The organism is Nocardioides sp. Z30_9 (assembly GCF_058215735.1).
The window spans coordinates 62038-84143 of the sequence record NZ_JBZAJF010000002.1; the positions used below are offsets into that span (position 1 = coordinate 62038).

The 22106-nt window shown below is 70.6% G+C and carries 21 protein-coding genes; 2 read left to right on the forward strand and 19 right to left on the reverse strand.

All coding sequences use genetic code 11. The features are described from left to right. Positions 1-179 precede the first annotated feature (179 nt). From AC4BGB_RS11010 to AC4BGB_RS11040, 7 genes are all read right to left on the reverse strand, one after another. A complete protein-coding gene (locus AC4BGB_RS11010) occupies positions 180-929 on the reverse strand; it encodes an enoyl-CoA hydratase-related protein (protein WP_490546870.1) in 750 nt (249 codons plus the stop codon). Between the two features lie 10 nt (positions 930-939). Next, positions 940-2100 (reverse strand): acyl-CoA dehydrogenase family protein, encoded by a 1161-nt coding sequence (locus AC4BGB_RS11015; RefSeq protein ID WP_490546871.1) that lies wholly within the window; start codon positions 2098-2100, stop codon positions 940-942. Next, complete coding sequence (locus AC4BGB_RS11020; protein WP_490546872.1) at positions 2100-4172, reverse strand: acetyl/propionyl/methylcrotonyl-CoA carboxylase subunit alpha; 2073 nt, start codon at positions 4170-4172, stop codon at positions 2100-2102. Before AC4BGB_RS11020 ends, AC4BGB_RS11015 begins: the two co-directional genes overlap by 1 nt. A 5-nt stretch (positions 4173-4177) precedes the next feature. Further along, a complete protein-coding gene (locus AC4BGB_RS11025) occupies positions 4178-5767 on the reverse strand; it encodes an acyl-CoA carboxylase subunit beta (protein WP_490546873.1) in 1590 nt (529 codons plus the stop codon). A gap of 83 nt (positions 5768-5850) precedes the next feature. Further along, positions 5851-7554 (reverse strand): acyclic terpene utilization AtuA family protein, encoded by a 1704-nt coding sequence (locus AC4BGB_RS11030; RefSeq protein ID WP_490546874.1) that lies wholly within the window; start codon positions 7552-7554, stop codon positions 5851-5853. 152 nt (positions 7555-7706) lie between these two features. Beyond that, a complete protein-coding gene (locus AC4BGB_RS11035) occupies positions 7707-8504 on the reverse strand; it encodes a TIGR03084 family metal-binding protein (RefSeq protein WP_490546875.1) in 798 nt (265 codons plus the stop codon). Continuing rightward, the gene (locus tag AC4BGB_RS11040; protein ID WP_490546876.1) at positions 8501-9103 is read right to left on the reverse strand and encodes a TetR/AcrR family transcriptional regulator; all 603 of its coding nucleotides are present in this window, start codon (positions 9101-9103) and stop codon (positions 8501-8503) included. Before AC4BGB_RS11040 ends, AC4BGB_RS11035 begins: the two co-directional genes overlap by 4 nt. A 373-nt stretch (positions 9104-9476) precedes the next feature. On the opposite strand from AC4BGB_RS11040, the gene AC4BGB_RS11045 reads away from it, so the two are divergent. After that, positions 9477-10313: a LamG domain-containing protein gene (locus AC4BGB_RS11045; RefSeq protein WP_490546877.1), complete on the forward strand. Its 837-nt coding sequence runs from the start codon at positions 9477-9479 to the stop codon at positions 10311-10313. 9 nt (positions 10314-10322) lie between these two features. On the opposite strand, the gene AC4BGB_RS11050 is transcribed toward AC4BGB_RS11045, so the two are convergent. The 11 genes from AC4BGB_RS11050 to AC4BGB_RS11100 form a co-directional block, all read right to left on the reverse strand. Beyond that, complete coding sequence (locus tag AC4BGB_RS11050) at positions 10323-11300, reverse strand: hypothetical protein (RefSeq protein ID WP_490546878.1); 978 nt, start codon at positions 11298-11300, stop codon at positions 10323-10325. A 115-nt stretch (positions 11301-11415) separates the two neighbouring features. Next, a complete protein-coding gene (locus AC4BGB_RS11055; protein WP_490546879.1) occupies positions 11416-12780 on the reverse strand; it encodes a glycosyltransferase family 2 protein in 1365 nt (454 codons plus the stop codon). After that, on the reverse strand, positions 12770-13699 hold the full coding sequence (locus tag AC4BGB_RS11060; RefSeq protein ID WP_490546880.1) for a polysaccharide deacetylase family protein: 930 nt from the start codon (positions 13697-13699) through the stop codon (positions 12770-12772). The genes AC4BGB_RS11055 and AC4BGB_RS11060 overlap by 11 nt, the downstream gene beginning before the upstream one ends. 41 nt (positions 13700-13740) lie before the next feature. After that, positions 13741-15033, reverse strand: a complete 1293-nt coding sequence (locus tag AC4BGB_RS11065; RefSeq protein WP_490546881.1) for a nucleotide sugar dehydrogenase — start codon at positions 15031-15033, stop codon at positions 13741-13743. Beyond that, positions 15030-15755, reverse strand: coding sequence for a WbqC family protein (locus AC4BGB_RS11070; protein ID WP_490546882.1), 726 nt, complete (start codon positions 15753-15755; stop codon positions 15030-15032). The genes AC4BGB_RS11065 and AC4BGB_RS11070 overlap by 4 nt, the downstream gene beginning before the upstream one ends. Further along, the gene (locus AC4BGB_RS11075) at positions 15752-16372 is read right to left on the reverse strand and encodes a PIG-L deacetylase family protein (RefSeq protein ID WP_490546883.1); all 621 of its coding nucleotides are present in this window, start codon (positions 16370-16372) and stop codon (positions 15752-15754) included. The genes AC4BGB_RS11070 and AC4BGB_RS11075 overlap by 4 nt, the downstream gene beginning before the upstream one ends. A 144-nt stretch (positions 16373-16516) precedes the next feature. Beyond that, positions 16517-17551 carry a phosphotransferase gene (locus AC4BGB_RS11080; RefSeq protein ID WP_490546884.1) on the reverse strand — a complete coding sequence of 345 codons (1035 nt, stop codon included), beginning with the start codon at positions 17549-17551 and terminating at the stop codon, positions 16517-16519. Further along, complete coding sequence (locus AC4BGB_RS11085; RefSeq protein ID WP_490546885.1) at positions 17548-17922, reverse strand: hypothetical protein; 375 nt, start codon at positions 17920-17922, stop codon at positions 17548-17550. Before AC4BGB_RS11085 ends, AC4BGB_RS11080 begins: the two co-directional genes overlap by 4 nt. Positions 17923-18374: 452 nt before the next feature. After that, positions 18375-19064 carry a response regulator gene (locus tag AC4BGB_RS11090; RefSeq protein ID WP_490546886.1) on the reverse strand — a complete coding sequence of 230 codons (690 nt, stop codon included), beginning with the start codon at positions 19062-19064 and terminating at the stop codon, positions 18375-18377. Beyond that, positions 19061-19693: a LuxR C-terminal-related transcriptional regulator gene (locus AC4BGB_RS11095; RefSeq protein WP_490546887.1), complete on the reverse strand. Its 633-nt coding sequence runs from the start codon at positions 19691-19693 to the stop codon at positions 19061-19063. Before AC4BGB_RS11095 ends, AC4BGB_RS11090 begins: the two co-directional genes overlap by 4 nt. Beyond that, positions 19690-20313, reverse strand: a complete 624-nt coding sequence (locus AC4BGB_RS11100; RefSeq protein ID WP_490546888.1) for a sensor histidine kinase — start codon at positions 20311-20313, stop codon at positions 19690-19692. The genes AC4BGB_RS11095 and AC4BGB_RS11100 overlap by 4 nt, the downstream gene beginning before the upstream one ends. 455 nt (positions 20314-20768) lie before the next feature. Here AC4BGB_RS11100 and AC4BGB_RS11105 point away from each other — a divergent pair, with 455 nt between their 5' ends. Then, positions 20769-21515, forward strand: a complete 747-nt coding sequence (locus AC4BGB_RS11105) for a GAF and ANTAR domain-containing protein (protein ID WP_490546889.1) — start codon at positions 20769-20771, stop codon at positions 21513-21515. A 16-nt stretch (positions 21516-21531) separates the two neighbouring features. Here AC4BGB_RS11105 and AC4BGB_RS11110 read toward each other — a convergent pair whose 3' ends face one another. Further along, entirely contained in the window at positions 21532-22092 is a 561-nt protein-coding gene (locus AC4BGB_RS11110; RefSeq protein WP_490546890.1) for a hypothetical protein, read from the reverse strand. Between the last annotated feature and the right edge of the window lie 14 nt (positions 22093-22106).

Sequence of the window (22106 nt, forward strand, 5' to 3'; positions counted from 1 at the left end):
CCGGACGAACGGGCTCGGACGGCTGGGTCGCTGGGGTGGATCTCGCGCAGTGCTGGCGACCCGCAGCCCACAATTGCTGGGAAAAGTCATCGTGAGCGGCCAGACGACTGTCATTTGCCAGCATTTGTGGGAAACGGGGCACCGCCGCAAGCGACCACCAGCAGCAGCCTCCCCAGTCCCTACTTCCCCCGGTTGAGGAACGCCGCCATCGCCTCCTTGGCGCCCTCCGAGGCGAACAGCCGGGCGCTGAGTGCGGCCATGGCCTCGGCGTTCGCGTCGAGGTGGGCGACCACGGGGGCGGCGAGCAGCGCCTTGGTCTCCTCCAGGCCCTGCGGGTGACCCTGGGCGAGGTCGGTGCAGACGGCGAGGACCGCCTCGTCGAGGGACTCCGCCGGGACCGCGCGGGTGACCAGGCCCATCGCGACCGCCTCGGCGGCGCCGAAGCTGCGGCCGGTCAGGAAGGTGTCCGCGGCCCCACGGCTGGTGAGCCGTGGGAGCACGCTGAGCGAGATCACCGCCGGCGCCAGCGCCAGCCGCACCTCGGTGAACGCGAAGGTGACCTCCTCGCTGCACACCACCACGTCGCTGGAGGCGACGATGCCCAGCCCGCCGGCCCGGACCGGGCCGGCGAGGCGGGTGACGACCGGGCAGCGGTGGGTCAGCAGCCGCCGCTGCAGCGCCACCAGCGCCCGGGTGCCGTCCTCCATCCCGCCCGCGCCTGCCTCAGCGAGGTCGGCGCCTGAGCAGAACACCCGGTCGGCCGAGCGGAGCAGCACGACCCTCACGGCAGGGTCGGCCTCCGCCCGGTCGAGCGCGTCGAGCAGCTCGGTGACGAGCCGCCGCGAGAGCGCGTTGCGGTTGTGCGGCGAGTCGAGCGTGATCGAGGCGACCGCCCCGTCGAGGTCGAGATGGACGAGCTCGTCGGTCATCGGTTCCTCCTCAGTAGGACTTGGGCAGGCCGAGGGAGTGCATCGCGACGAAGTTCAGGATCATCTCGCGACTCACCGGCGCGATCCGGGTCACCCGCGAGGCCACCAGCAGGCCCGCGATGCCGTACTCCTGGGTGATGCCCGCGCCGCCCAGCGCCTGCACCGACCGGTCGACAGCGTTCACGCACGCCTCCCCGGCGGCGTACTTCGCCATGTTCGCGGCCTCGCCGGCACCCACGTCGTCGCCCGCGTCCAGCAGCGCCGCCGCCTTCTGGGTCATCAGCCGCGCCATCTCGATCTCGATGTGCGACTCCGCCAGCGGGTGCGCGATCGCCTGGTGGGCGCCCAGCGGGGCCTTCCACACCTGGCGCTCCTTGACGTACGCCGTGGCGCGGTCGAGCGCGAGCCGGGCGATGCCGGTGGCGAAGGAGGCGGCCATGATCCGCTCGGGGTTGAGTCCGGCGAAGAGCTGGATGATCCCGGCGTCCTCGTCGCCGACGAGGGCGGCGGAGGGCAGCCGCACGTCGTCCATGAACACCTGGAACTGCAGCTCGGGGCTGACGATCTCCATGGCGATCGGCTGGTACTCCAGGCCGGCGGCGTCGGTGGGCACCACGAACAGGCACGGCTTGAGGTTGCCCGTCTTCGCGTCCTCGGTGCGCGCGATCACGAGCACGTTGTCGGCCTCGTCCATGCCGGAGATGTAGATCTTGCGACCGGTCAGCAACCACTCGTCACCATCGCGACGAGCCGTCGTGGTGATCCGGTGCGAGTTCGAGCCGGCGTCGGGCTCGGTGATCGCGAACGCCATCGTGCTGGAGCCGTCGGCGATCCCGGGGAGCCAGCGCCGCTTCTGCTCGGGCGTCCCGAAGCGGCTGATCACGGTGCCGCAGATCGCCGGGCTGACCACCATCATCAGCAGCGGGCAGCCCTCGGCGGCGAGCTCCTCGCAGACCGCGGCGATGTCGCCGAGGCCGCCACCACCGCCGCCGAACTCCTCAGGGATGTTGATCCCGAGGTAGCCGGTGCGGCCGATCTCCTGCCACAGCTCGGTCGTCTTCTCACCCTTGCGGGCCTTCTCGGCGAACCACTCGCGTCCATAGCTGGAGGCCAGCTTGCGGACCTGCTTGCGCAGCTCGCGGCGCTCGTCGGACTCGGTGAAGGTGCTCATCAGTTGTTCTCCTCGGTGGTGGTGGCAGATGACTCGGGTGGGGTCACGACGGCGAGGACCTCGCCGGCCGCGACCTGGCTGCCCACGGCGACGGCGACCTCGCTGAGCGTGCCGTCGGTGGGAGCCGTGATCGTGTGCTGCATTTTCATGGCCTCGAGGACCAGGACCGGCTCTCCCGCCGTGACCTGGGCGCCGACCCCGTGGGGTACGGCGATCACGGTGCCCGGCATCGGGGCGAGCAGCGATCCCTCCTCCACGACATCGGCCGGGTCCACGAAGCGGGGCCGCTCGACCAGGGTGAGCGAGCCGGAGGGGCCGTCGACATGGAGCTGACGGGCAGCCCCTCGCGCGCCGGAGCCGTGCGCCCCGTCGTACCTGGACCGGACGCCGTCGATCTCCAGCACGACGGCCGTCGTCGAGGACGAGACGACCACGACGTCCTCGCGGGTCGCGTGCCGGAGGCCGTCGCGACCGCCGTACCACTCCACGACGATGCCGTCGCCGTCCTCGGCGTTGCCCGGGGCGTCGAAGACGGTGCGCTGCGGCTGGGAGACCACGTTGCGCCAGGCGATCGGCGCGGCCTGCTGCACGCGGCGTTCCTGTCGGTCCTGCTCCGCGAGCATCACCGCCGCGGCGAAGGCAGCCGAGTCCACGTCGACCGGACGGCCGGCGAGCACCTCCGGGTGGAGGTCGAAGAAGTCGGTGGAGAGGTCCCCGGACAGGAAGGACTCGTGGCGTAGTGAGGCGACGAGCAGGTCCCGGTTGGTGACCAGGCCGTGCAGCCGGGCGCGGTCCAGGACGCCGGCGAGCCGTCGGGCGGCCTGCTCGCGCGTCGGCGCCCAGCAGATCACCTTGGCCAGCATCGCGTCGTAGTGCGTGCCGACCTCGCTGCCCGACTCGAAGCCCGAGTCGAGCCGCACGCCCGGTCCGGACAGCTGCCCGAACTCCACGTCGACGCCGGGGATCTCGAAGGTCTCGAGGAGCCCGCTCTGCGGCTGGTAGTCCGCGGCCGGGTCCTCGGCGTACAGGCGCACCTCGATCGCGTGCCCCCGTGGCTCCGGCGCCGCGGCCAGCGAGTCGACGCGTGCCCCCTCGGCGACGGCGAGCTGCGCGGCGACCAGGTCGATCCCGAACACGGCCTCGGTTACCGGGTGCTCCACCTGGAGCCGGGTGTTCATCTCCAGGAAGAACGCGCGGCCTCCCCCGGTGGTCGAGCTTGCTCCCCCGGTGGTCGAGCTTGCTCCCCCGGTGGTCGAGCTTGTCGAGACCATGAACTCAACCGTGCCCGCACCCACGTAACCGACCGCGGCAGCGGCCTTGCGCGCCGCCTCGTGCAGCGTCGCGCGCACCTCCTCGGAAAGCCCTGGGGCCGGGGCCTCCTCGACGACCTTCTGGTGGCGACGCTGCAAGGAGCAGTCCCGCTCGCCGAGGACGAGCACGCCGCCGTGGGTGTCCCCGACGACCTGGACCTCGACGTGGCGGCCGTGCTCGAGGTAGGGCTCGATGAACACGGTGCCGTCACCGAACGCCGAGGCGGCCTCGGCCTGGGCCGCGGCGACCTCGTCGGCGAGGACGTCGAGCGAGCGCACGATCCGCATCCCGCGGCCACCACCACCGGCGGAGGCCTTGACCAGCACGGGCAGGTCGGCCTCGGTCACCTCGGCCGCCGCGAGCTCGGTGAGCACCGGCACCCCGGCCCGGGCCATCAGCAGCTTCGCCTCGACCTTCGAGCCCATCGCCTCGACCGACTCGGGCGTGGGACCCACCCAGGTAAGGCCGGCCTCGATCACGGCACGGGCGAACCCGGCGTTCTCGGAGAGGAACCCGTAGCCGGGGTGGATCGCGTCCACGCCGGCACTGCGCGCAGCCCGGAGGATCAGGTCGGAGCGGAGGTAGGTCTCAGCAGGCGCGTTGCCGGGCAGGCGTATGGCGAAGTCGGCCTCCCGCACGAACGGCAGGCCGGCGTCGGCGTCGGAGTGCACCGCCACGGTCTCGATCCCGAGGGACCGGCAGGTGGCGAAGACCCGGCGGGCGATCTCGCCGCGGTTGGCCACGAGCAGTCGGGTGATCATGTCTCTCACATCCTGAAGACGCCGAAGGCGTCGGCGCCCTTGACGGGCTGGTTGGCGGTGATCACGGACAGGCAGATGCCGAGGATGGTGCGGGTGTCGCGCGGGTCGATCACGCCGTCGTCGTAGAGCATCCCGGAGAGGAAGAACGGCAGGCTCTGCTCCTCGACGCTGGCCTCGATGAACTCGCGCATCCCGCGGTCACCGTCCTCGTCGTACGCCTTGCCCTTGGCCTCGGCCGCGGCCCGCGCCACGATCGAGAGGACGCCGGCGAGCTGGGCAGGGCCCATCACCGCGGACTTGGCGCTGGGCCAGGTGAACAGGAAGCGCGGGTCATAGGCGCGGCCGTTCATCCCGTAGTTCCCGGCGCCGTAGGAGGCGCCCATGATGATCGAGATGTGCGGCACCTTGGAGTTGCTGACCGCGTTGATCATCTGGGCGCCGTACTTGATGATCCCGCCCTGCTCGTACTCCTTGCCGACCATGTAGCCGGTGGTGTTGTGCAGGAACAGCAGGGGTACGTCGATCTGGTTGGCCAGCTGGATGAACTGGGTGGCCTTCTGCGCCTCCTCGGCGAACAGCACGCCCTGGGCGTTGGCGAGGATGCCGACCTGGTGGCCGTGGATCTTCGCCCACCCGGTGACCAGCGAGGGGCCGTAGAGCGGCTTGAACTCGTCGAAGACCACCGAGTTGCCCGCCGACACCCCGTCCGCGACCAGCTCGACCACCGCACGCGGGTCGAACGGCTCCTTGAGGTCGCTCGGGATCAGGTCCAGCAGCTCCTCTGGGCTCCCGGCCGGCTCCACGAACCGCCGAGACGTCCCATCTGAAAGCCCAGAGCCCGCCGAGACGTCACAACTGAAAGCCCGGTCCTTGTTCAACCGGGCCACGATCCGCCGCCCGATCCTGATGGCGTCGTGCTCGTCGACCGCGAGGTAGTCCGCGAGCCCCGACGTACGCGCGTGCATCTCCGCACCGCCGAGCGACTCGTCGTCGGACTCCTCACCGGTGGCCATCTTCACCAGCGGCGGACCGCCGAGGAACACCTTCGCCTGGTCCTTGACCATCACGGTGTAGTCGCTCATCCCGGGGATGTAGGCGCCGCCGGCCGTGGAGTTGCCGAAGACCAGCGCGATCGTGGGCACGCCCGCGGCCGAGGAGCGGGTGATGTCGCGGAACAGCTTCCCGCCCGGGATGAAGATCTCCTTCTGCGTCGGCAGGTCGGCACCGCCGGACTCCACCAGCGCGATCTGGGGCAGTCGGTTCTCCTCGGCGATCTGCGAGGCGCGGAAGATCTTCTTCACCGTCCACGGGTTCGAGGCGCCGCCCTTGACCGACGGGTCGTGGGCGGTGATCAGGCACTCCACCCCCTCGACGACGCCGATGCCGGTGACCACGCTGGCCCCGACGGTGAAGTCAGAGCCCCAGCCGGCCAGCGGGGACAGCTCGAGGAAGGCGCTCCCGGGGTCGATCAGCAGCTCGATCCGCTCACGCGGCATCAGCTTGCCGCGGGCGCGGTGCCGGGCCACTGCCCGTTCGCCGCCACCGGCGACGGCGACCGCGTGCTGCGCGTCGAGGTCGGCGACCTTGGCCAGCATCGAGTCGCGGCGAGACGGTGCGGCCTCTTTCAGATGCGACGTCTCGGCGGGTTGTGGGGTTTCAGTTGCGACGTCTCGGGCGGTCATATGAGCTCCTCGGGGATGTCGACCAGGCGCGACCGGAGCCACTCGCCCAGTGCCTTGGCCTGCGGGTCGAACCGGGTACTGGCCGCGACGCCCTCGCCGAGGAGGCCGTGGACCAGCACGTTCACGCCGTACAGGTTGGGCAGCGCGAACACCTCGATGTCGAGGTCGTGTGCCTCCGGGGCCAGGGCGCGGACCCGGTCGGCGGTGATGAAGCCAGCCAGCCAGCGGGCGCGCTCGGCCTGGCGGTCTCCCGCACGGACCCACAGGCCCACGTTGGCGTCGCCGCCCTTGTCGCCGGACCGGGCGTGCACGAACGTGCCCAGCGGCACCCGACGAGTGGGCGTCTCCCCCGAGGCCGCAGCCGCGGTCGTGTCCGGACGCGGCGCTGCAGTGACCGGGGCAGTGACCTGTTCAGAGACCGGCGGGTCGGGGATCACCTCGGTGGTCCCGTCGGGGAGGTGCACGGTGTGGGTGACCTGGTCGCGCTCGACGTACGCCGGCCGGTAGACGCCGTACGGCGAGGCCGGTCCCGGGGGCGAGGTCATCGTGAACCCGGGGTAGGAGCCCAGCGCGAGCTCGACCAGCGGTGCCGTGAACCCCTTGCCCGCGACCTTGGCGTCGGGGTCCTTCACCACGCAGCGCAGCAGGCAGGAGGCGCCTTCCTCGGTCTCGGCGTCCGGCAACGGCGCGGGCCCCATCGTCCAGGTCACCGACGAGGCGGGGATCCGGCCGTCGAGCTGGGCACGGAGCCAGGCCGCCTTCTCCTCGATGTCGAGGCCGGTGAGCACGAAGTCCATCTGGTTGCTCCAGCCGCCGAGCTCGTTGACGCACACCTTGAGCCGGGCCGGCGGCGCCTCCCCGCGGACACCGGTGACCCGGACCCGGTCGGGTCCGTCCTCGGAGAGCTCGATGGTGGTGAGGTCGACGGTGACGTCGGGGCCGAGGTAGCGCTCGGACTGCACCTCGTACATCAGCTGGGCGGTCACGGTGTCCACCGAGACCAGTCCGCCGGTGCCCTCCTGCTTGGTGATCACGCAGCTGCCGTCGGCGGCGATCTCCGCGACGGGGAAGCCCAGCGCCCTGCCGTCCCGGGGCAGGTCGAGGAAGCCGGAGAAGTTGCCGCCGGTCGCCTGGGTGCCGCACTCGATCACGTGCCCGGCCACGACGGCGCCCGCGAGCTCGTCGAGATGCTCCGGGGTCCAGCCGAACCTCCAGATCGCGGGTCCCACGACGACCGAGGCATCGGTCACGCGGCCGGTCACCACGATGTCCGCGCCGGCCTCCAGGGCGCGAGCGATGCCGAAGCCGCCGAGGTAGGCGTTCGCGGTCAGCGCCCCGTCCAGGCCGAGCTCGGTCGCGCGGGGACCGAGGTTGTCGCCGTCGACCCACGCGATCCGGGGCGCCAGCCCGAGCCGGTCGGCGACCTCCTGCAGCTTCGTGACCAGCCCCGAGGGGTTGAGGCCCCCGGCGTTAGTGACGATCCTGACGCCCTTCTCCAGCGCGAGGCCCAGGCAGTCCTCGACCTGGCTCACGAAGGTGCGGGCGTAGCCCAGCGAGGGGTCCCTCATCTGGTCCTTGCCCAGGATCAGCATCGTCAGCTCAGCCAGGTAGTCGCCGGTGACGACGTCGAGCTCCCCTCCCAGGATGAGCTCGCGCATCGCCCCCAGGCGGTCGCCGTAGAAGCCGCTGCAGTTTGCCACACGCAGGGGGCTGGGGAGGGGGGGTCTCGACTGTCCGCTCGCTTCGCTCGCTGCTCGACCGCCGGGGGTGCTCGCTTCGCTCGCTGCTCGACCACCGGGGGTCCTCGCTTCGCTCACTGCTCGACCACCGGGGGCGCGACCGCCGGGGGCGCTCACTTGGCCGACTCCTGCGGGTCGCGGCCGGGGCCGGGAGGGCCGGCGAACGCCTGGGCGAGGTCGAGCCAGCGGTCGGCGTCGGGGCCGTGCGCGACGAGGTCGAGGTCGTCGCGGTGGCGGCGCTGGGTGACCCGCAGGCAGAAGTCGTACGCCGAGCCGCGGACCGTCTGGGTCGCGTCCTGCGGCCCCCACGTCCAGAGCTCGCCCGACGGGGCGGTCAGCTCCACGCGGAACTCCTCGGCCGGAGCATCGAGGCCGTGGACGCCGAAGGAGAAGTCGCGGGTGCGGACGCCGAGGTGCGCGACGTGCCGGATCCGGTCGGTCGGGGCGGGATCGAGACCCAGCCCCTCGGCGATGTCGAGCCCGTGCGCCCACGTCTCCATGAACCGGGCCGTCGCCATCGAGGTGGCGCTCATCGGCGGGCCGAACCACGGCATCTTGTGCCTGTCAGGGAGGTCCCGCAGCGCCTGCTGGAGCGCGGGGCGGGCCTGGCGCCACCGGGTGAGCAGCTCCTCGGGGGGCATCTGGGCGCCCTCGATCGCCTGGGCGTCCACGAAGCCCGTGGGATCGGCGATCGCCTCGAGCACGTAGCCGTCCCAGCGCTCCTTGTCGGTCGCGGCCGCCACCGCGACCTCGTCGGTCCAGGTGAGGTGCGCGACCTGGGTGGCGACGTCCCACCCGGCGGCCGGGGTCGGCGTACGCCACCCGTCGGCGTCGAGCAGGCTGACGGTCGCATCCAGCGCCGAACCCTCGGCATCGAGGTCGGCCAGCACCTGGTCGAGGACGTCGTTCATGGTTGCCTCAGCTCTGCATCGAGGGTGTGTGCCCAGGCCGTGAGGATCCGGGCCCGCCGGGCGGTGTCGTCGGTGATCGTGTTCGCCAGCCCGAGGCCCCGCACGAGGTCGAGGGTCGCCTGCACCAGCTCACGGACCCGCGGCTGCGACTCGTCCACGTCGAGGGCAGCCACCGCGATCGCGTGCGCCTCGCGACCCACCCGCTGCTCGAGCCGCATCACGGCGTCGTGCAGCTGGGCATCGGTGCGGGCGGCGACCCAGAGCTCGAGCGCGGCGCTGAACACCGGCGAGGTGAAGTGGTCCCCGAACATCTCCAGCACCGCGCGCGTACGCCGCTTGCCACCCGGCAGCCTCTTCGCGGCAGCGCGCAGCTCCTCGCCGCGCAGCTCGCTGAGGTGCTCGACGGCCGCGAGGACGAGGTCGTTCTTGGTCGGGAAGTGGTGCAGCTGCGCGCCTCGGCTGACCCCCGCCCGCTGCGAGACGAGCGTGGTCGACGTTCCGCTCCAGCCGTGCTCCACCAGGCAGTCCACGGTCGCCTCGAGCAGACGCTGGCGCATCGCCCGGCTCCGCTCCTCCTGCGGCACGCGCTGAGTGGTCACGCCGCCATCCTGAGCCCCTGGGAACAAACAGTCAAGACTGACTTTAAATGGCCGCCGAATCCTCGTGACATCGGCACGGCGCAGCCTGACTGCACCACCTGCCGCATCACCGGAGCGTGATGCGGGGAATGCCCCTTTCCCCGGGGCTCGGCGTGGGGTGGCTGGCTAGCCTTGGACCAACGGCTGCATCGATAGTCCACAAGCACGTGTGTGGCGTGACGCCCGTGGGACAACCTCCCCCCGGTCGCAGGACCGATCCCCCCCGAAGCAGGCATTGCGCAGGCCTCCCTCCCCCGATGGGCCGGAGTGCCATCGGCTGCAGATCCGTTTCGGAGCGCCCTTCCGCGCGCTTCCCGTGACTACGGAGTCCCGCATGCACCGCTTCCTGACCACGACCGCACTCGGGCTGGCCCTCCTGCTCGCCGGCTCGATCTCCTACCTGAACACCCTGACCTCCCCCGATCCCCCGGACGCACCCACCGCGGCCAAGCGCTCCGCCTACGTCAAGGCCGCACTCAAGGACGACCCGGTCGCCTTCCTCCAGAAGCGCCGAGACCTGACCGGGAGGGGCGGCGCCGCCACCCCGATCGGCAACCCGACCACCACCCGGCTCCCCAACGGGGACTCCGCCGCGAAGTTCAACGGCCGGGGGCAGTTCCTCCGGTTCCCCGACCGGAGGGCGTTCGAGGTCGACGCGACCGGCGTGCTGACGATCGAGTTCTGGATGCGTCCGGACACGCTCCAGTTCGCCAACCAGGAAGGCAGCGGCTACGTCTACATGCTGGGCAAGGGCAACCCCGGAGCCCACGAGTGGCACATCCGGATGTACTCGAAGTCCAACCGTGAGTCCCGGCCGAACCGGATCAGCGGCTACGCGTTCAACCCCAGGGGAGGACTCGGCGCCGGCTCCTACTTCCAGGACCCGGTCACGGTCGGCAAGTGGATCCACGTCGCAGTGGTGATCAACACCAGGAAACGCAGCAAGAAGTACCCGACGGGCTACACGCGGATCTACAAGAACGGCGTCCTGCGCGACACCGACTCCCTGAAGAGCTACAACATCAAGCCGAGGAGCGGCAAGGCACCGCTGCGGATCGGCACCGGCTACAAGGGCAGCTTCTTCCAGGGAGCGATCGGCGACGTCGCGTTCTACCACCACGAGCTCGGCGCCACCCGGCTCAAGGCCCACTACCGCGCCATGCAGCGCTGAACCGGCGACCTACCCGGGCCGGCCGAGCAGGACGTCGGGCCGGCCGGCCTTGATCTCCCGGATGCTCGCCCACTTGTAGACCAGGCCGGCCGGGGCGATGCCGTCGCTGCGGAAGTACACGCTGAGGTTCGGCTTCCCCGACTCCGACCCCACCCGCTCCGGCGACCGCGTCAGCGCCATCCGCGGGTCGATCCCCTCGGCGCACGGGACGTTCCCGAACAGCTTGCCGTTGTCGACCACCTCGCCGAGGAGCTTCCAGTCCCCACCGCCCCGGCCGTCGGTCCGGTCGAGCCACAGCTCGAGGTGGACCCCGTCCTTGGCGTCGTAGACGACGTACTTGAGCCCGATCCACACCCCTGAGGGAAGTCCGCCGGCGAAGACACGGGTGTTGCCGATCGCCTCGTTGCGCGGGTGCGCGGTCTCCTTCTCGAAGTCGGCGTGCCCGTCGAAGCGCAACCGTCCGCCGTACCCGCGGGTGTCGCAGAGGTCCGAGGGTCCCTCCTCGGTCTGCAGGTGGTTGGACCGGGCGACCGCCGTGATCCCGGCGAAGGGGATGCCTTCGTCCTTCACCCGTTTGGCGTAGACGGTGACCTCCACGTCGCGCCACTGCCGCACGTTGGCGGGGTCGTGCACATACATCCGGGGAGTCGAGCCGCTGATCGCGAGCTCACCGCCCCCGGCGCGGTAGCTGCCCGACCCGTGGTCGGCGTCGAACCAGGTGTCCTTGGGATCGACGCCGGAGAACTCGCGCTCCGGACCCCACCGGGAGATCCAGTAGGTGCCCCGGGGAAGGGTGCCGTGCAGGTAGCTGATCCCGAACACGTCGCTCGTGGCCCGTACGTCGGCGGCGGAGGCCTGGTTGGGCAGCGGTGGGTCGCCGTTCCCCGAGGGTGGCGACGCTCCCCCGCGGGACAGTCCGGGCACGACGGCCAGCAGAGCGACGACGGCGATCCCTCCCAGCAGGAGCAGCCGCCGTCGTTTGGGCATGGCACCGCCCCGCCTCCTCCGGCGGCGCCACGGGGCGACCGGAGCCCGGTGGCTCACGGGCCGTCGGCGTCGAAGGGGCGGACTGCGTGTCTCGTCTTCATCGTCGTGCCTGCACTCATCTACTACTACTACCCATCGTGGCGTCTCCGCCACCGATGGAGACCGCGACGCTCGGTACGGCGATCACCTCTCGGGTGTGCCAGGAAGTGGACTTGAGCTTGGTCAGCGACCAGTACGCGGCCGGCCTGAGGATCACCAGGCCGAGCAGCGGGTAGACCGGCGAGAGGACGAACTGGGTCAACCGCTGGGCCATGGTGAACCCTGGCCGGTAGATCGCGTAGATCGCCGTCTGGGTGACCGAGCAGACCAGCCACCACACGACACCGTGGAAGAACACCGGGCTGTCGTACCTGACCGCCAGGGTCAGTAGCGCGGCGACGATGATCGGCCACATGATGCAGAAGACCAGCGGCATCACGTAGAAGAAGACCGTCAGGGCCCGCAGGTTGGTGATCACGAAGCCGACCCCCAGCCAGGCGGACTTCGACCAGCGCATCCGCTGGTGGAAGGCACCGCCCCACGTCGTCGGGAGCTCGGTACTCGCGATCGCCTCCGTCACCCCGACCACCTGCCCGCGCAGGAGCGCGTAGAAGGAGAGCCGGCGGTCGTCGCCGGCGGTGCCGGAGGTCAGGTAGTCGTCGAGGTTGTCGTAGACGACGGCCGACCGGTAGATCGCCAGCGCACCGGAGGTGGGGCTCACGATGCCCAGCCACGACCGTGCCATCCGGAACAGCAGGCACGAGGTCACCACGTTGATGTCGGTCAGCCGGGAGAGGAAGTTCGTGTCCCAGTTCCTGACCAGGATCATCCCGGTGGCTGCCTGCACCCGCTCGTCACGCATGGACCGGAGCATGTGCTCCAGCGCGTCGTCGTCGAGGACCGAGTCGGAGTCCACTGTCAGGATGAAGTCGAACTCGTCGGGCTGGTAGCTGCGCAGCACCTCTGCCTGCGCGTGCCGCTTGCCCGAGTTCTCGATCCGGTGCCAGGTGACCAGCGGGTCGTCGAAGGTCTCCAGCGGCACCACCGAGCCGTCGTCGATCACGTGGATGGCGTCGGGCAGGATCGTCTGCCGCAGCAGCGAGCGGACCACCTGGTGGACCAGCTCGGGCTCCTCGTTGTAGACCGGGACGATCGCCAGGACCCGCCCCGCCGCGGGCGGCAGGTGGGTGAAGCTCTTCCAGAAGATCGCCGACAGCATGAAGTAGGTGATCAGCACCGCCATCAAGCCGAAGAAGGCTGCCAGGAACGCCGTACCGGGGCGGAAGCCCCAGCGGATCTGGGACCAGAGCACGTAGGTGAGGAACGCCGCGAGGGAGGCGAAGGCGAGAGCCCGCCGCGCTCCGCGCAGCGGCTCGCTGCGGTCGAGCAGCCGGCCACTGGGCCGGTCACTGGGCCCGTTACTGGGCCCGTCACTGGGCATGACGGTGTCCCTTTGTCGCGAGCCGGAACGTGACGACGATCGCGATGCTCACGAGTACGCCGGTGAAGATGATCTGGGCCTGTCCGATGCCGAGGCCGAGCACGGACCATGCCGGCGCCTTGGACAGGGGCTCCTTCACCCCGATGGCCGGCGAGGGATCGGCCACGAGGCGCTTCAGCGGCACCCCGCGCACCGGCTTCAGCGGTCCTCCCATCACCTGGTCCACCGTCTTGACCACGGTGGACTCCGGGCGGTCGCCGAGCCACTGCACGAAAGCCGTGAAGTCGCCGGGACTGATCGCCTTCGGCTCCTCGGGGCACACGCACACCTTGGTGAACACCAGGGTCACCCAGCCCCCGCCCGCCTTCTCGGCACGCGTCACCCGCGCTTCGAGGTCGGCCAGCCTCCTGGACTGCGAGGCCGTCCGGATCCGGAAGTCGTCGCTGGGCGGAAGCATCTCGGACGCCGGGCAGCTCGAGCACTGGGTCTCGGACTCGTAGAGGCCGGTGTAGCGGCGCGCAGCGTTGTAGCCACAGCGCTGGACCGCGGCCTTGACCGTCGGGTCGGCGTGCCCGTACGGGTAGGCGAACGTGGTCACCTGGAAGCCGAGCTGGGCCAGGGTCGCCCGGTCGTCGCAGATCTCCCGGCTCGCCTTGGACTCCGTGAGCTTCGCGAGATCGTCGCCGTGCAGCGAGGCACCCCCGATCTCGTTGCGGTTGCGGGCGATGCTGCGCAGTTGCTCGACATTGAGGTACGCCGGGTAGTTCAGGTACCCGGAGTTCACGTAGAAGGTCCCGGCCATGTCGTGCTCGGCGAGCACCTCGGAGAACGTGTCCTGCGACTTGTAGGTGCCGTCGAAGGTGAGCGAGACGACCGTCTCCCCGTCCGCCGGTGCGGCGTACGCGGGTGGGATCAGCAACAACGCCAACGGTGCCAGCAGAAGCAGGAGGAGAGTCCTGGTCACAGGGCGACCACGTTCGCAGCAGCCGGCATCGCGTGGCGGCAGTCGAGCACGACCCGGGCCTCGCGGGCGATCTTCTCGTAGTCGAACTCGGGGTGGTCGGTCGTGATCACGACGGCGTCGAAGCGCCCGACCGCACCCGTCAGGTCCTCGAGCCCGAGCATCGGAGTCATCGACCACGTGCCGACGTGCGGGTCGGAGACGGTGACCTCGACGCCGCACTTGGTCAGCGCCTTGACCACCTCCACCGCAGGCGACTCGCGCAGGTCGCCCACGCAGGGCTTGTACGCGAGCCCGATCACCAGCACGTGGGCACCCCGGACCGGAAGATCGCGCTCCCGGAGCAGCGCGACCGTCCGCCGTACGACGTAATCGGGCCGGTCCTGGTTGATCTCGTCGGCGAGCTCTGCGATCCGGAACGGGCGACCCAGCCAGGTGCGGGACTGCCAGGCGAGGTACATCGGGTCGATCGGCAGGCAGTGACCGCCCACTCCGGGACCCGGCACCCAGCGGGCCATCGAGTGGCCCTTGGTCATCGCCGCGTCGATCATCTCGTGCACGTCGATCTCCAGGTCGTGGCAGATCTCCGAGAGCTCGTTGATCAGCGCGATGTTGACGTAGGCCTGGGTGTTCTCGAAGACCTTGGCCATCTCGGCGACCCGCGGGCTCGAGACCGGCACCGTCCTCTCCACGATGGTGGAGTAGAAGGAGTCGATCACCTCCAGGCCGGCGGGCGTGGTCGCCGAGACCAGCTTCGGGGTGTTCTCCAGCGTGTACTGCTTGTTGCCGGGGTCCACCCGCTCCGGAGAGAAGCCGAGGTGGAAGTCGACACCGGGCACGAGCCCGGAGACGTCCTCCAGCGTCTTGGCCAGCAGCCCTTCGGCCGTGCCGGGGTAGGTGGTCGACTCCAGCACCACAGCGGCGTGCCGCCGCAGGATCTGCCCGATCATCCGGCCGGCCGACTCGACGTAGGACAGGTCCGGCACCCCCAGCTTCAGGGGCGTGGGCACCGTGATGATCGCGATGTCGAAGTCGATGTCGATGTCGAAGTCGGCGGGCGGGCTGACCGAGAAGTCGGTGTTCCAGCCGAGTCGCGCGGAGAACCGGCCGCTCGCGGCGACCTCCGCGATGCGCTCGTCGCTGACGTCCTCGGTGTAGGTGCGCGCCACCTGGAGCAGCGCGACCCGCTGGGCGTCCAGGTCGAGTCCCACGACGTCGTGACCGACCTCCGCTGCGCGCACCGCCAACGGCAGGCCGACGTAGCCGAGTCCGACAACCAATACCTTGCTCATGCGAACACCTCTTGTTGGGCCGTCCCCGTGGCGGGGACGGGAGTCGAATGCTGGTCCTGCTGCTCCTTGCTCTCGGCCAGGACGACCGACAGCGGATCCTCGAAGTCGAAGAGCACCGAGAGGATCGAGTCCCCGGTGACGTGCTGGTGGCGCGACCAGATCACCGGGATGCCTGCGTCGGTGAACTCCTGGCAGTCGCCCATGTAGGCGCGGCCTCCGGCGCCGGAGAGGTACTCCATCGGGCCGTTGAAGGCCTGGATCACCGAGATGATCCCGGCGGAGCCCCGCAGCCCCGGCGCGGCCGGCCTGCTGAAGGTGAGCGGGGTCTCGATCCCGAGCAGGTCGCGCACCATCAGGATCAGCCGGAAGTTGAACTCCCAGAGCAGATCGGTCTTGATCGACAGCACCTCGTCGCAGACCCTCGGGCCGTACTCGTCCCAGAACCGCGGCTTCCTGGCCCCGTGGGTGTACCGCTTCACGATCGAGTCGGCCAGGTATCCGGCCGCCTCGGGCGTCACGTGCTTGGTGTTGATGGGGTCGGTGGCCGAGCTCTTCACCAGCGGCAGGGAGACCCACTCGCCGCGCATCATCACCCGGCGCTGGTAGCCCTTGTGGATGAACTGGTCCCAGATCTTGAGGTCGAAGACATCGGCCTTCGCGACCTTGTACCAGAAGCCGGAGTAGGGCAGCAGGTCCGGCTGGTGGGCGGAGTAGAGCGTCATACCCGCACCCCCCGCACCAGCGAGAAGGGCTCGGCCCAGTGCACCTGGCGCGCGTGGCCGATCACCGCGGCGAGCTCCTTGACGCTGTTGACCGGGTGCGGTCCGGTCACCGCCTGCGAGCCGTAGGCGCGCAGTGCCTCGACCTTCCGGTCGATGCTCTCCTCCTCGAGGGCCTCGAAGACGTTCCAGTCGAGGTTGCTGGGGTAGAGCGAGACGTCGTACGCCGCGACGTCGTAGACGTAGAGGGACGGGGTGAACCAGTGCCCCTCGCTCATCGAGAGGCGCCCGGCGCGGATGCCGGCCTCGTAGGTGGCGATGTGGTCCTGGTGGATCGAGGGGAACGGCAGGTAGAGCTCCTGGGGCCGCAGGTCCGAGACCACCCGGTCCAGGATCCCGACCAGGCCGTGCATGTCCTCGCCGATGTTGCCGTCGGGCAGGCCGAGCAGCATCGCCGCGCCGTACCCCAGGATCTCCTTGGCCGCCTCGAACTCCTTGCGGCGGACGTCGTCCGGGGTGGCGAGCACGACCACGGAGCACTCGTCGGGGTACTTGGCCAGCAGGCCGCCGCAGCCGAGGGTCTCGTCGTCGCAGTGCGGCGCGAGCACGACGCGCTTCATCGCTGCGTCGCCTTCACGGCGGCAACGTCTCTGGGGTGGGCCATCAGGCGCTCCTTGTGGTGATCGCGACGGTGGTCGCGTAGGCATCAACGTAGGAATTCGCGGGGCTCGTCGCGCCCCTCGCAGTGGTGGTTTCCGGCTACGTCAATCAGACGAGCGGCGGGCCGGCATGCTGGAGAGGACGCTGAGGAGCTCGTCGTTCGCGCGCTGGTCGCCGGCCTCGGCGGCCAGCTCGGCGATGCCGACCAGCGCGACGTCGTACCAGCGGTCAGCCGGGATCCCGACCCTGACGAGACCGTCACGCAGGCAGCTCTGTGCCGTGCGCGGGAACCACCCGGCGCCGAGCAGGGCGCCGGCGAGCGCATGGGCACCGGCCCCCCAGCCGGAACCCCAGCCGGTGGTCCGGCTGAGCGCGCCGCCGCGCGCCGTCCTGGTGCGCTGGTCGAGGAGCTGGGAGTAGCGCAGCGCGAACCGTACGACGTCACGCAGGGGCCATCCCTCCGGCTCGCCCCTGGCCCAGTCGACCACTCCGCTGACCTCGCCGTCCTGGAGCAGGAGGCTGGCGGGCGAGAAGTCACCGTGGACCGCAGTGCGCTCCACCAGGTGCCCGTCGAGCCGCTCCCCCGCGGCGGTCAGGCGGGCGAGGGCGAGCGGCAGCAGCGGGTGCCCCGCGGAGCGGTTGCCCAGCGCCTCGACCACCTCCGCCACCCAGGTCAGGGGTGCGGTCCCGGCGGCTGAGGCCTCCTGGAACCGGGAGAGCCAGCCCGAGGCGCGCCGGAAGTCACGCCTGACCAGGTCGGGCCGGACCAGGTGGATCAGCCGGTCGCACTCGACCGCCATCGGCAGGCCGGGGAGCGTGGTCGCCATCGCGACGAGACGGCCGTCGAGCTGACGGACACCGACGTGGCGCGGGATGGTCCGCTCGATCGGGCCGAGTCCACGGCGGCGCAGCTCCACGAGCAGTCTCGCCTCCTGGTGCACCCAGTGCGCCGCCTCGAGGCTGGTGGGCACCCGGACCGAGAGTGGCTCGGCCGGGGAGTCACCCGGGTGCACGCCGGGGAACGTGTAGGTCAAGGTGCCGAGGAACTCGTCACTGGTGATCAGGACGCCGCCCGCAGCCTCCCCGAGAAGGGCTCGTACGTCGGCCCGCAAGGGCCCCTCGTCGGCAAGAGTCGTCATCGCCGCCTCCCCAGGACCACCCGTTGCCGGACCAGCAGTCCCGTCCAGGACCAGGGCAGGGACCGGACGACCTCCAGCGGCAGCACGCCCAGCAGCGTCCGCGTCCCCAGGGAACGCTGCACGGCTATGGCGGTGTCGGTGCGCCAGAAGGCCCGCACCGCCCACTCCGTGTCCTCGACCACCGCGACGGGCGCAGCGATCGACGGCATCACGACCAGCTCCCGCTCGACCGCCAGACCGGCGCGGCGGGCGAGCCGGCGCAGCCGGAACCGGCTCAGCACCCGGTCGTCGGTGATGCTCACCGAGGCCTGCGGCCCCAGGTCGCGGAGCGCTCGGACGCACTCGTCGAAGCGATGGAGCCTCGTGTCCACGGTTGGGTCCTGGCTCCCCACGAGGGCGGCCCAGGGCAACGGCGTCGCAGCGACGTTCCCGGCCTCGCCACCCGAGTGATGTGTGGGGTTCCAGGGTCCGCGCCCCCGGCCTGGCGGGCAAGGCGACGCGACCGGGTCGCGATCGCCTCGTGGGGGGGGTGTCCCACCAACTCGCCGCTCAGGGACGGGCGATGAACCGAGGACGCGGACGTCTGGGGCCCCCACCATCACTCGACCGCCGGGCTGGACGGGCGACGGCGCGCGTTCCGGCATTCGCCGGGCCGGGAACTCCCGGCCCGGCTCGTGCGTCACCTCACCCATCGCCAACCTCCAGCCATCAGCAGTCTGGGTCTGACGCTAGGGACGCGATCGCCGGTTGGCCTCCGGCAAGGGGATGACTTCGGCGTACGTCATCGGGGTGAGTGTGCCGCCGCGGTCTCCCCTGCTCCGGCCTACTCGTCGATGCCGCGTACCCCCAGATCGCGGGCAACCGCGATCAGCGCCAGGGTGGAGTGCACTTCGGCCCGCTTCATCAGCGCCTGGACGTGGGTGCGGACCGTGTTCACCGAGAGGTAGAGGCGTTGGGCGCACTCGAGCCGGGACATGCCCGCCACCAGACACCGCAGGACCTCGACCTGACGCGGCGAGAGCTCGTCGACGAAGCTGCGCGGCGCGCGTCGGCGGCGAAGCAGGTGCCGCAGCACCGGGCTCAGCGACTGTGGGGAGAGGTACATGTCGCCGCGGGCGACCTCGTTGACCGCGGCCATCAGCGTCTCGAAGCGCGCGGTCTTGCTCACCCACCCGTCGACGTAGGCGTCGAGGGCCTCGATGACGTACTCGACGCTGTCGCTGCCGGACAGCATCAGGACGCGAGGAGGGTCCGGCATCTGGTTCAGGTCACCCAGCAGGTCGAGCCCGACCTCGTCCCCGAGCTGGTGGTCGAGCAGGACGAGGTCGGGGCGTGAGCGCCGCAGCGTGGCGCGCGCCTCGGTGAGCGAGGTCGCCACCTCGACCTGTCGGACGTGCGAGTCCTGCCGCATCCGGCTGGCCAGCACCTCGGCGAAGATGCGGGAGTCGTCGACGAGGAGGACCTGGTGCCCCAGCTGGGCGACAGGTGCCAGGCGTTCGGGGACCTGCGTCATCGCGCACCGCCGAGGCTCTTCTCGGTCATCTCTGCCGCGACTCCCAGACTCGCTGCCTTGGCGCGGGTGTTCACGCCGAGCTTGCGCAGCACGCTCTGGACGTGGGTCCGCACGGTGTGGGTGCTGATCTCCAGCTCGACCGACATCTCCTCGGTGGAGGCCCCGCGCACGAGGAGCTTCAGGACGTCTCGCTCGCGGTCGCTGAGCGGGGTGGTCAGGGACCCCGACGAGGCGTGCCTCGAGGGACGCGAGAACCGCTCCACCACGCGCTCCCCCTTACGGACGCGCTCGATCGCGCGGACCACCGTGGACATCTCGCAGAGCTTGCTCACCACGCCGTCCACGGTGTGGCGCTCGTAGGCCGACCACACCTCCGGACCAGCGGTCGCCGTGAGCAGGAGCACCGCGATCCCGGGGTGCCGCTCCCGGATCACCTCGGCCGAGGCGATCACCGACTCACCTCCGAAGTCGACGTCGAAGAGGCAGAGCTCGGGCTGGCGGGCCTCCACCAGGTCGACGAGCCCGTCGAGGTGGTCGCTGGCGGCGACGACGTCGTAGCCCCGCTGGGCGAGACCCGCACCCAGGGCATCGAGGAACATCTGGTGGTCGTCGGCGAGCGCCAACCTCATCGCACTGCTCGCAGTGCGACCGGGAAGCTCATCCGGACCGAGGTCCCGCTGGCTGGCGCCGTCTCGATCCGGAGCTGCCCGTCGCCGGCCCACACCGTGGCGCGCACGATCTCCAGCCCGAAACCGGTCCGGCCCGGGATCTCACCGAAGCCCGGCCCGTCGTCGACGACCTCGACCCAGCATTGGGTTCCCGAGGAGCCCACGCACACCTGGACCCCACCGGCCACCGCGGTGGCGCGCAGCGCGTTGTCCAGCAGGTTGGCGATGGCGCGACGCAAAAGCACAGGATCGAGCGCGACCACGTGGTCCTCGCCGTCGACCTGCAGCGTCACGTCGTGGGCCGTGGGCATCGAGTTGACGCACTGGCGGCTCAGCGCCACCAGGTCGGCCCGGAAGTGGACGCGTGCGCCGTGCTGGTCGCTGAGCGCCGTGACCAGGTCACCGACCTGCAGCCACTGCTGATGGAGCATCGCGAGCCTCCGGCGCTCGTCGGCGTCGAGCTCCTCGTCGTCCATCGGCTCCGAGAGCAGCAGACCCGTTGCGATGTGCTGCCTCAAGTCGTGGCAGACCTTGTCGATGTGTTGCGCGTTCGACGGACCTCGTTCGAGTTCCTCCGTCATGGTGACCCCTAATCCCACCCAGGCGGAACGCAAGCTTCCGTCTGGCCCCTTGGTGATCTGCAGTTGTGATCGAGCCGCCCGCGGGCACCGCCCGGCCGGCGTCGGGAACCTTCCCCGACCCACGGGTCGGCTGGCGAACCACCGTCGGTGCCGGAATGTGTCTGGATCAGACGTCATCTGCGGCGTCGCGACGTGCGTCAGCGATTGCACTGGCGGTGGACCCCCGCCGTGCACGTTGCTCTCTCTTGCGAACTGACTGGCCCGGCCCCTCGGGGCCGGCCATGCAGGCGCTTATCCACACCCTGTCCCGAAACATAGACGGAGCCGTCAGCGCTGCACAAGATGCTGTCCAGCGCCGGACGTGCACGTCTCGAAACTCCCCGTAATGGGGGCATGCCCTCGGAGCATGTTGCTCGTTAGAGTTCTCGAGACGGCGCCAAGGGAGACGGTGGGCGATGCTCGTGGAGATCAGTGCCGACCGGGGAACAGGTGACAGCGGCAAGCCGCTCAACCTCCTCGCGGCGTACGCCAACCTGTATGACCTGCTCCTCGAGCAGCCGAGCACGGAGGCGTTCCTGCGCCGCATCGGGGAGCTCGCCGTGTCGGTGGTGCCCGGTGTGCGGTGCTCGCTCATCCTCCACGAGACCGAGGCCGAGACCGTGGCGGACGCCGCGCTGTCCGTGCCCGGCACCGAGATCCCCCGTCAGCCGAGCGGGGACCACCATCGGGGCGCGGAGGACGCCGAGCCCCGGATCACCAGCGACGGCGTCTCCCTGCCCCTGCTGGTGGACGGGGTCGTGATCGCCACCCTGGACCTGCACACGGACCCCTCGCGCCCACTGCGTGATGCCGACATCGTGCGGGCGCGCACCTTCGTCCACCAGGCCGCCATCGCCCTCGCGCTGCTCCTCCGCGAGTCCGCCCACCTCGTCCTCGACGACCAGCTGCAGGACGCGCTGGTCACCCGCTCGGTCATCGACCAGGCGATGGGAGTGCTGATGCACGCCCGACGGATCCGGGGGCGGGAGGCGCTGCGGATGCTGCGGCGGATCTCGCAGACCACCAACCGCAAGGTCAGCGAGCTCGCGCACGAGGTGATCATGACAATGACCGGACATCCCCCGGAGAGGCCCCGTCCCCTGGCCCGCCGCAGGACCACCCTGAACCATCACCGCCAGGGCGAGAAGACCCGCGGCCGCTGAGCCCGGCCGCGCCGGCCTACCGCAGGGTCACGCGCGAGCCGGACTCCGAGGCGCAGTTGGGCGCCGCGCAGTACTGCACGAAGAAGGGGCGGCTGCTGTCCGGCGAGGAGGACAGGGTCACCGCGGCAGTGGTCCGGTTCCCCGGGGCCCGGTGGATCGGCTCGTGCAGGGTCACCGTGGTCCCGGTCGCGGGATCGAAGACCACCGTGTCGGCGACGCGCAGGACCAGCCTCAAGGTCTGCCGGTGTCCGGTGCAGCGCTCCGCGCCGGTCCCGCTCAGCTGCTGGGTCGCGGTGATGCCCTGGTCCTCACCGGCCAGCTGCGGGATCGACCTCGGGTCGCGTTCCGCGATCAGGGCGCTCCCGGTGATGGTCTCGCCCCGAGGGCAGTTGATCTGCACCTTCCACCGGACCGTCCAGCCGTCGCGGGACACCTTCGCGACGTCGGCCACGCGCAGGCTCGCACCCGTGCTCTCGTAGGGGTCCGAGGAGGTGAGCCAGCGCGCCAGCGCCGGCGCAGCGCTCACCAGGAGTACGACGATCGCGGCAGTGGCGCCGAGAAGGATCCGGATGCGCATGAGCGGCTCCTGAC

What these genes read in the sequence shown, in the direction of transcription:
- AC4BGB_RS11010 (WP_490546870.1), bottom strand. Translation starts at nt 929, where the DNA reads ATGACCGACGAGCTCGTCCATCTCGACCTCGACGGGGCGGTCGCCTCG.
- AC4BGB_RS11015 (WP_490546871.1), bottom strand. Translation starts at nt 2,100, where the DNA reads ATGAGCACCTTCACCGAGTCCGACGAGCGCCGCGAGCTGCGCAAGCAG.
- AC4BGB_RS11020 (WP_490546872.1), bottom strand. Translation starts at nt 4,172, where the DNA reads ATGATCACCCGACTGCTCGTGGCCAACCGCGGCGAGATCGCCCGCCGG.
- AC4BGB_RS11025 (WP_490546873.1), bottom strand. Translation starts at nt 5,767, where the DNA reads ATGCTGGCCAAGGTCGCCGACCTCGACGCGCAGCACGCGGTCGCCGTC.
- AC4BGB_RS11035 (WP_490546875.1), bottom strand. Translation starts at nt 8,504, where the DNA reads ATGAACGACGTCCTCGACCAGGTGCTGGCCGACCTCGATGCCGAGGGT.
- AC4BGB_RS11045 (WP_490546877.1), top strand. Translation starts at nt 9,477, where the DNA reads ATGCACCGCTTCCTGACCACGACCGCACTCGGGCTGGCCCTCCTGCTC.
- AC4BGB_RS11050 (WP_490546878.1), bottom strand. Translation starts at nt 11,300, where the DNA reads ATGCCCAAACGACGGCGGCTGCTCCTGCTGGGAGGGATCGCCGTCGTC.
- AC4BGB_RS11055 (WP_490546879.1), bottom strand. Translation starts at nt 12,780, where the DNA reads ATGCCCAGTGACGGGCCCAGTAACGGGCCCAGTGACCGGCCCAGTGGC.
- AC4BGB_RS11065 (WP_490546881.1), bottom strand. Translation starts at nt 15,033, where the DNA reads ATGAGCAAGGTATTGGTTGTCGGACTCGGCTACGTCGGCCTGCCGTTG.
- AC4BGB_RS11070 (WP_490546882.1), bottom strand. Translation starts at nt 15,755, where the DNA reads ATGACGCTCTACTCCGCCCACCAGCCGGACCTGCTGCCCTACTCCGGC.
- AC4BGB_RS11075 (WP_490546883.1), bottom strand. Translation starts at nt 16,372, where the DNA reads ATGAAGCGCGTCGTGCTCGCGCCGCACTGCGACGACGAGACCCTCGGC.
- AC4BGB_RS11080 (WP_490546884.1), bottom strand. Translation starts at nt 17,551, where the DNA reads ATGACGACTCTTGCCGACGAGGGGCCCTTGCGGGCCGACGTACGAGCC.
- AC4BGB_RS11090 (WP_490546886.1), bottom strand. Translation starts at nt 19,064, where the DNA reads ATGACGCAGGTCCCCGAACGCCTGGCACCTGTCGCCCAGCTGGGGCAC.
- AC4BGB_RS11095 (WP_490546887.1), bottom strand. Translation starts at nt 19,693, where the DNA reads ATGAGGTTGGCGCTCGCCGACGACCACCAGATGTTCCTCGATGCCCTG.
- AC4BGB_RS11100 (WP_490546888.1), bottom strand. Translation starts at nt 20,313, where the DNA reads ATGACGGAGGAACTCGAACGAGGTCCGTCGAACGCGCAACACATCGAC.
- AC4BGB_RS11105 (WP_490546889.1), top strand. Translation starts at nt 20,769, where the DNA reads ATGCTCGTGGAGATCAGTGCCGACCGGGGAACAGGTGACAGCGGCAAG.
- AC4BGB_RS11110 (WP_490546890.1), bottom strand. Translation starts at nt 22,092, where the DNA reads ATGCGCATCCGGATCCTTCTCGGCGCCACTGCCGCGATCGTCGTACTC.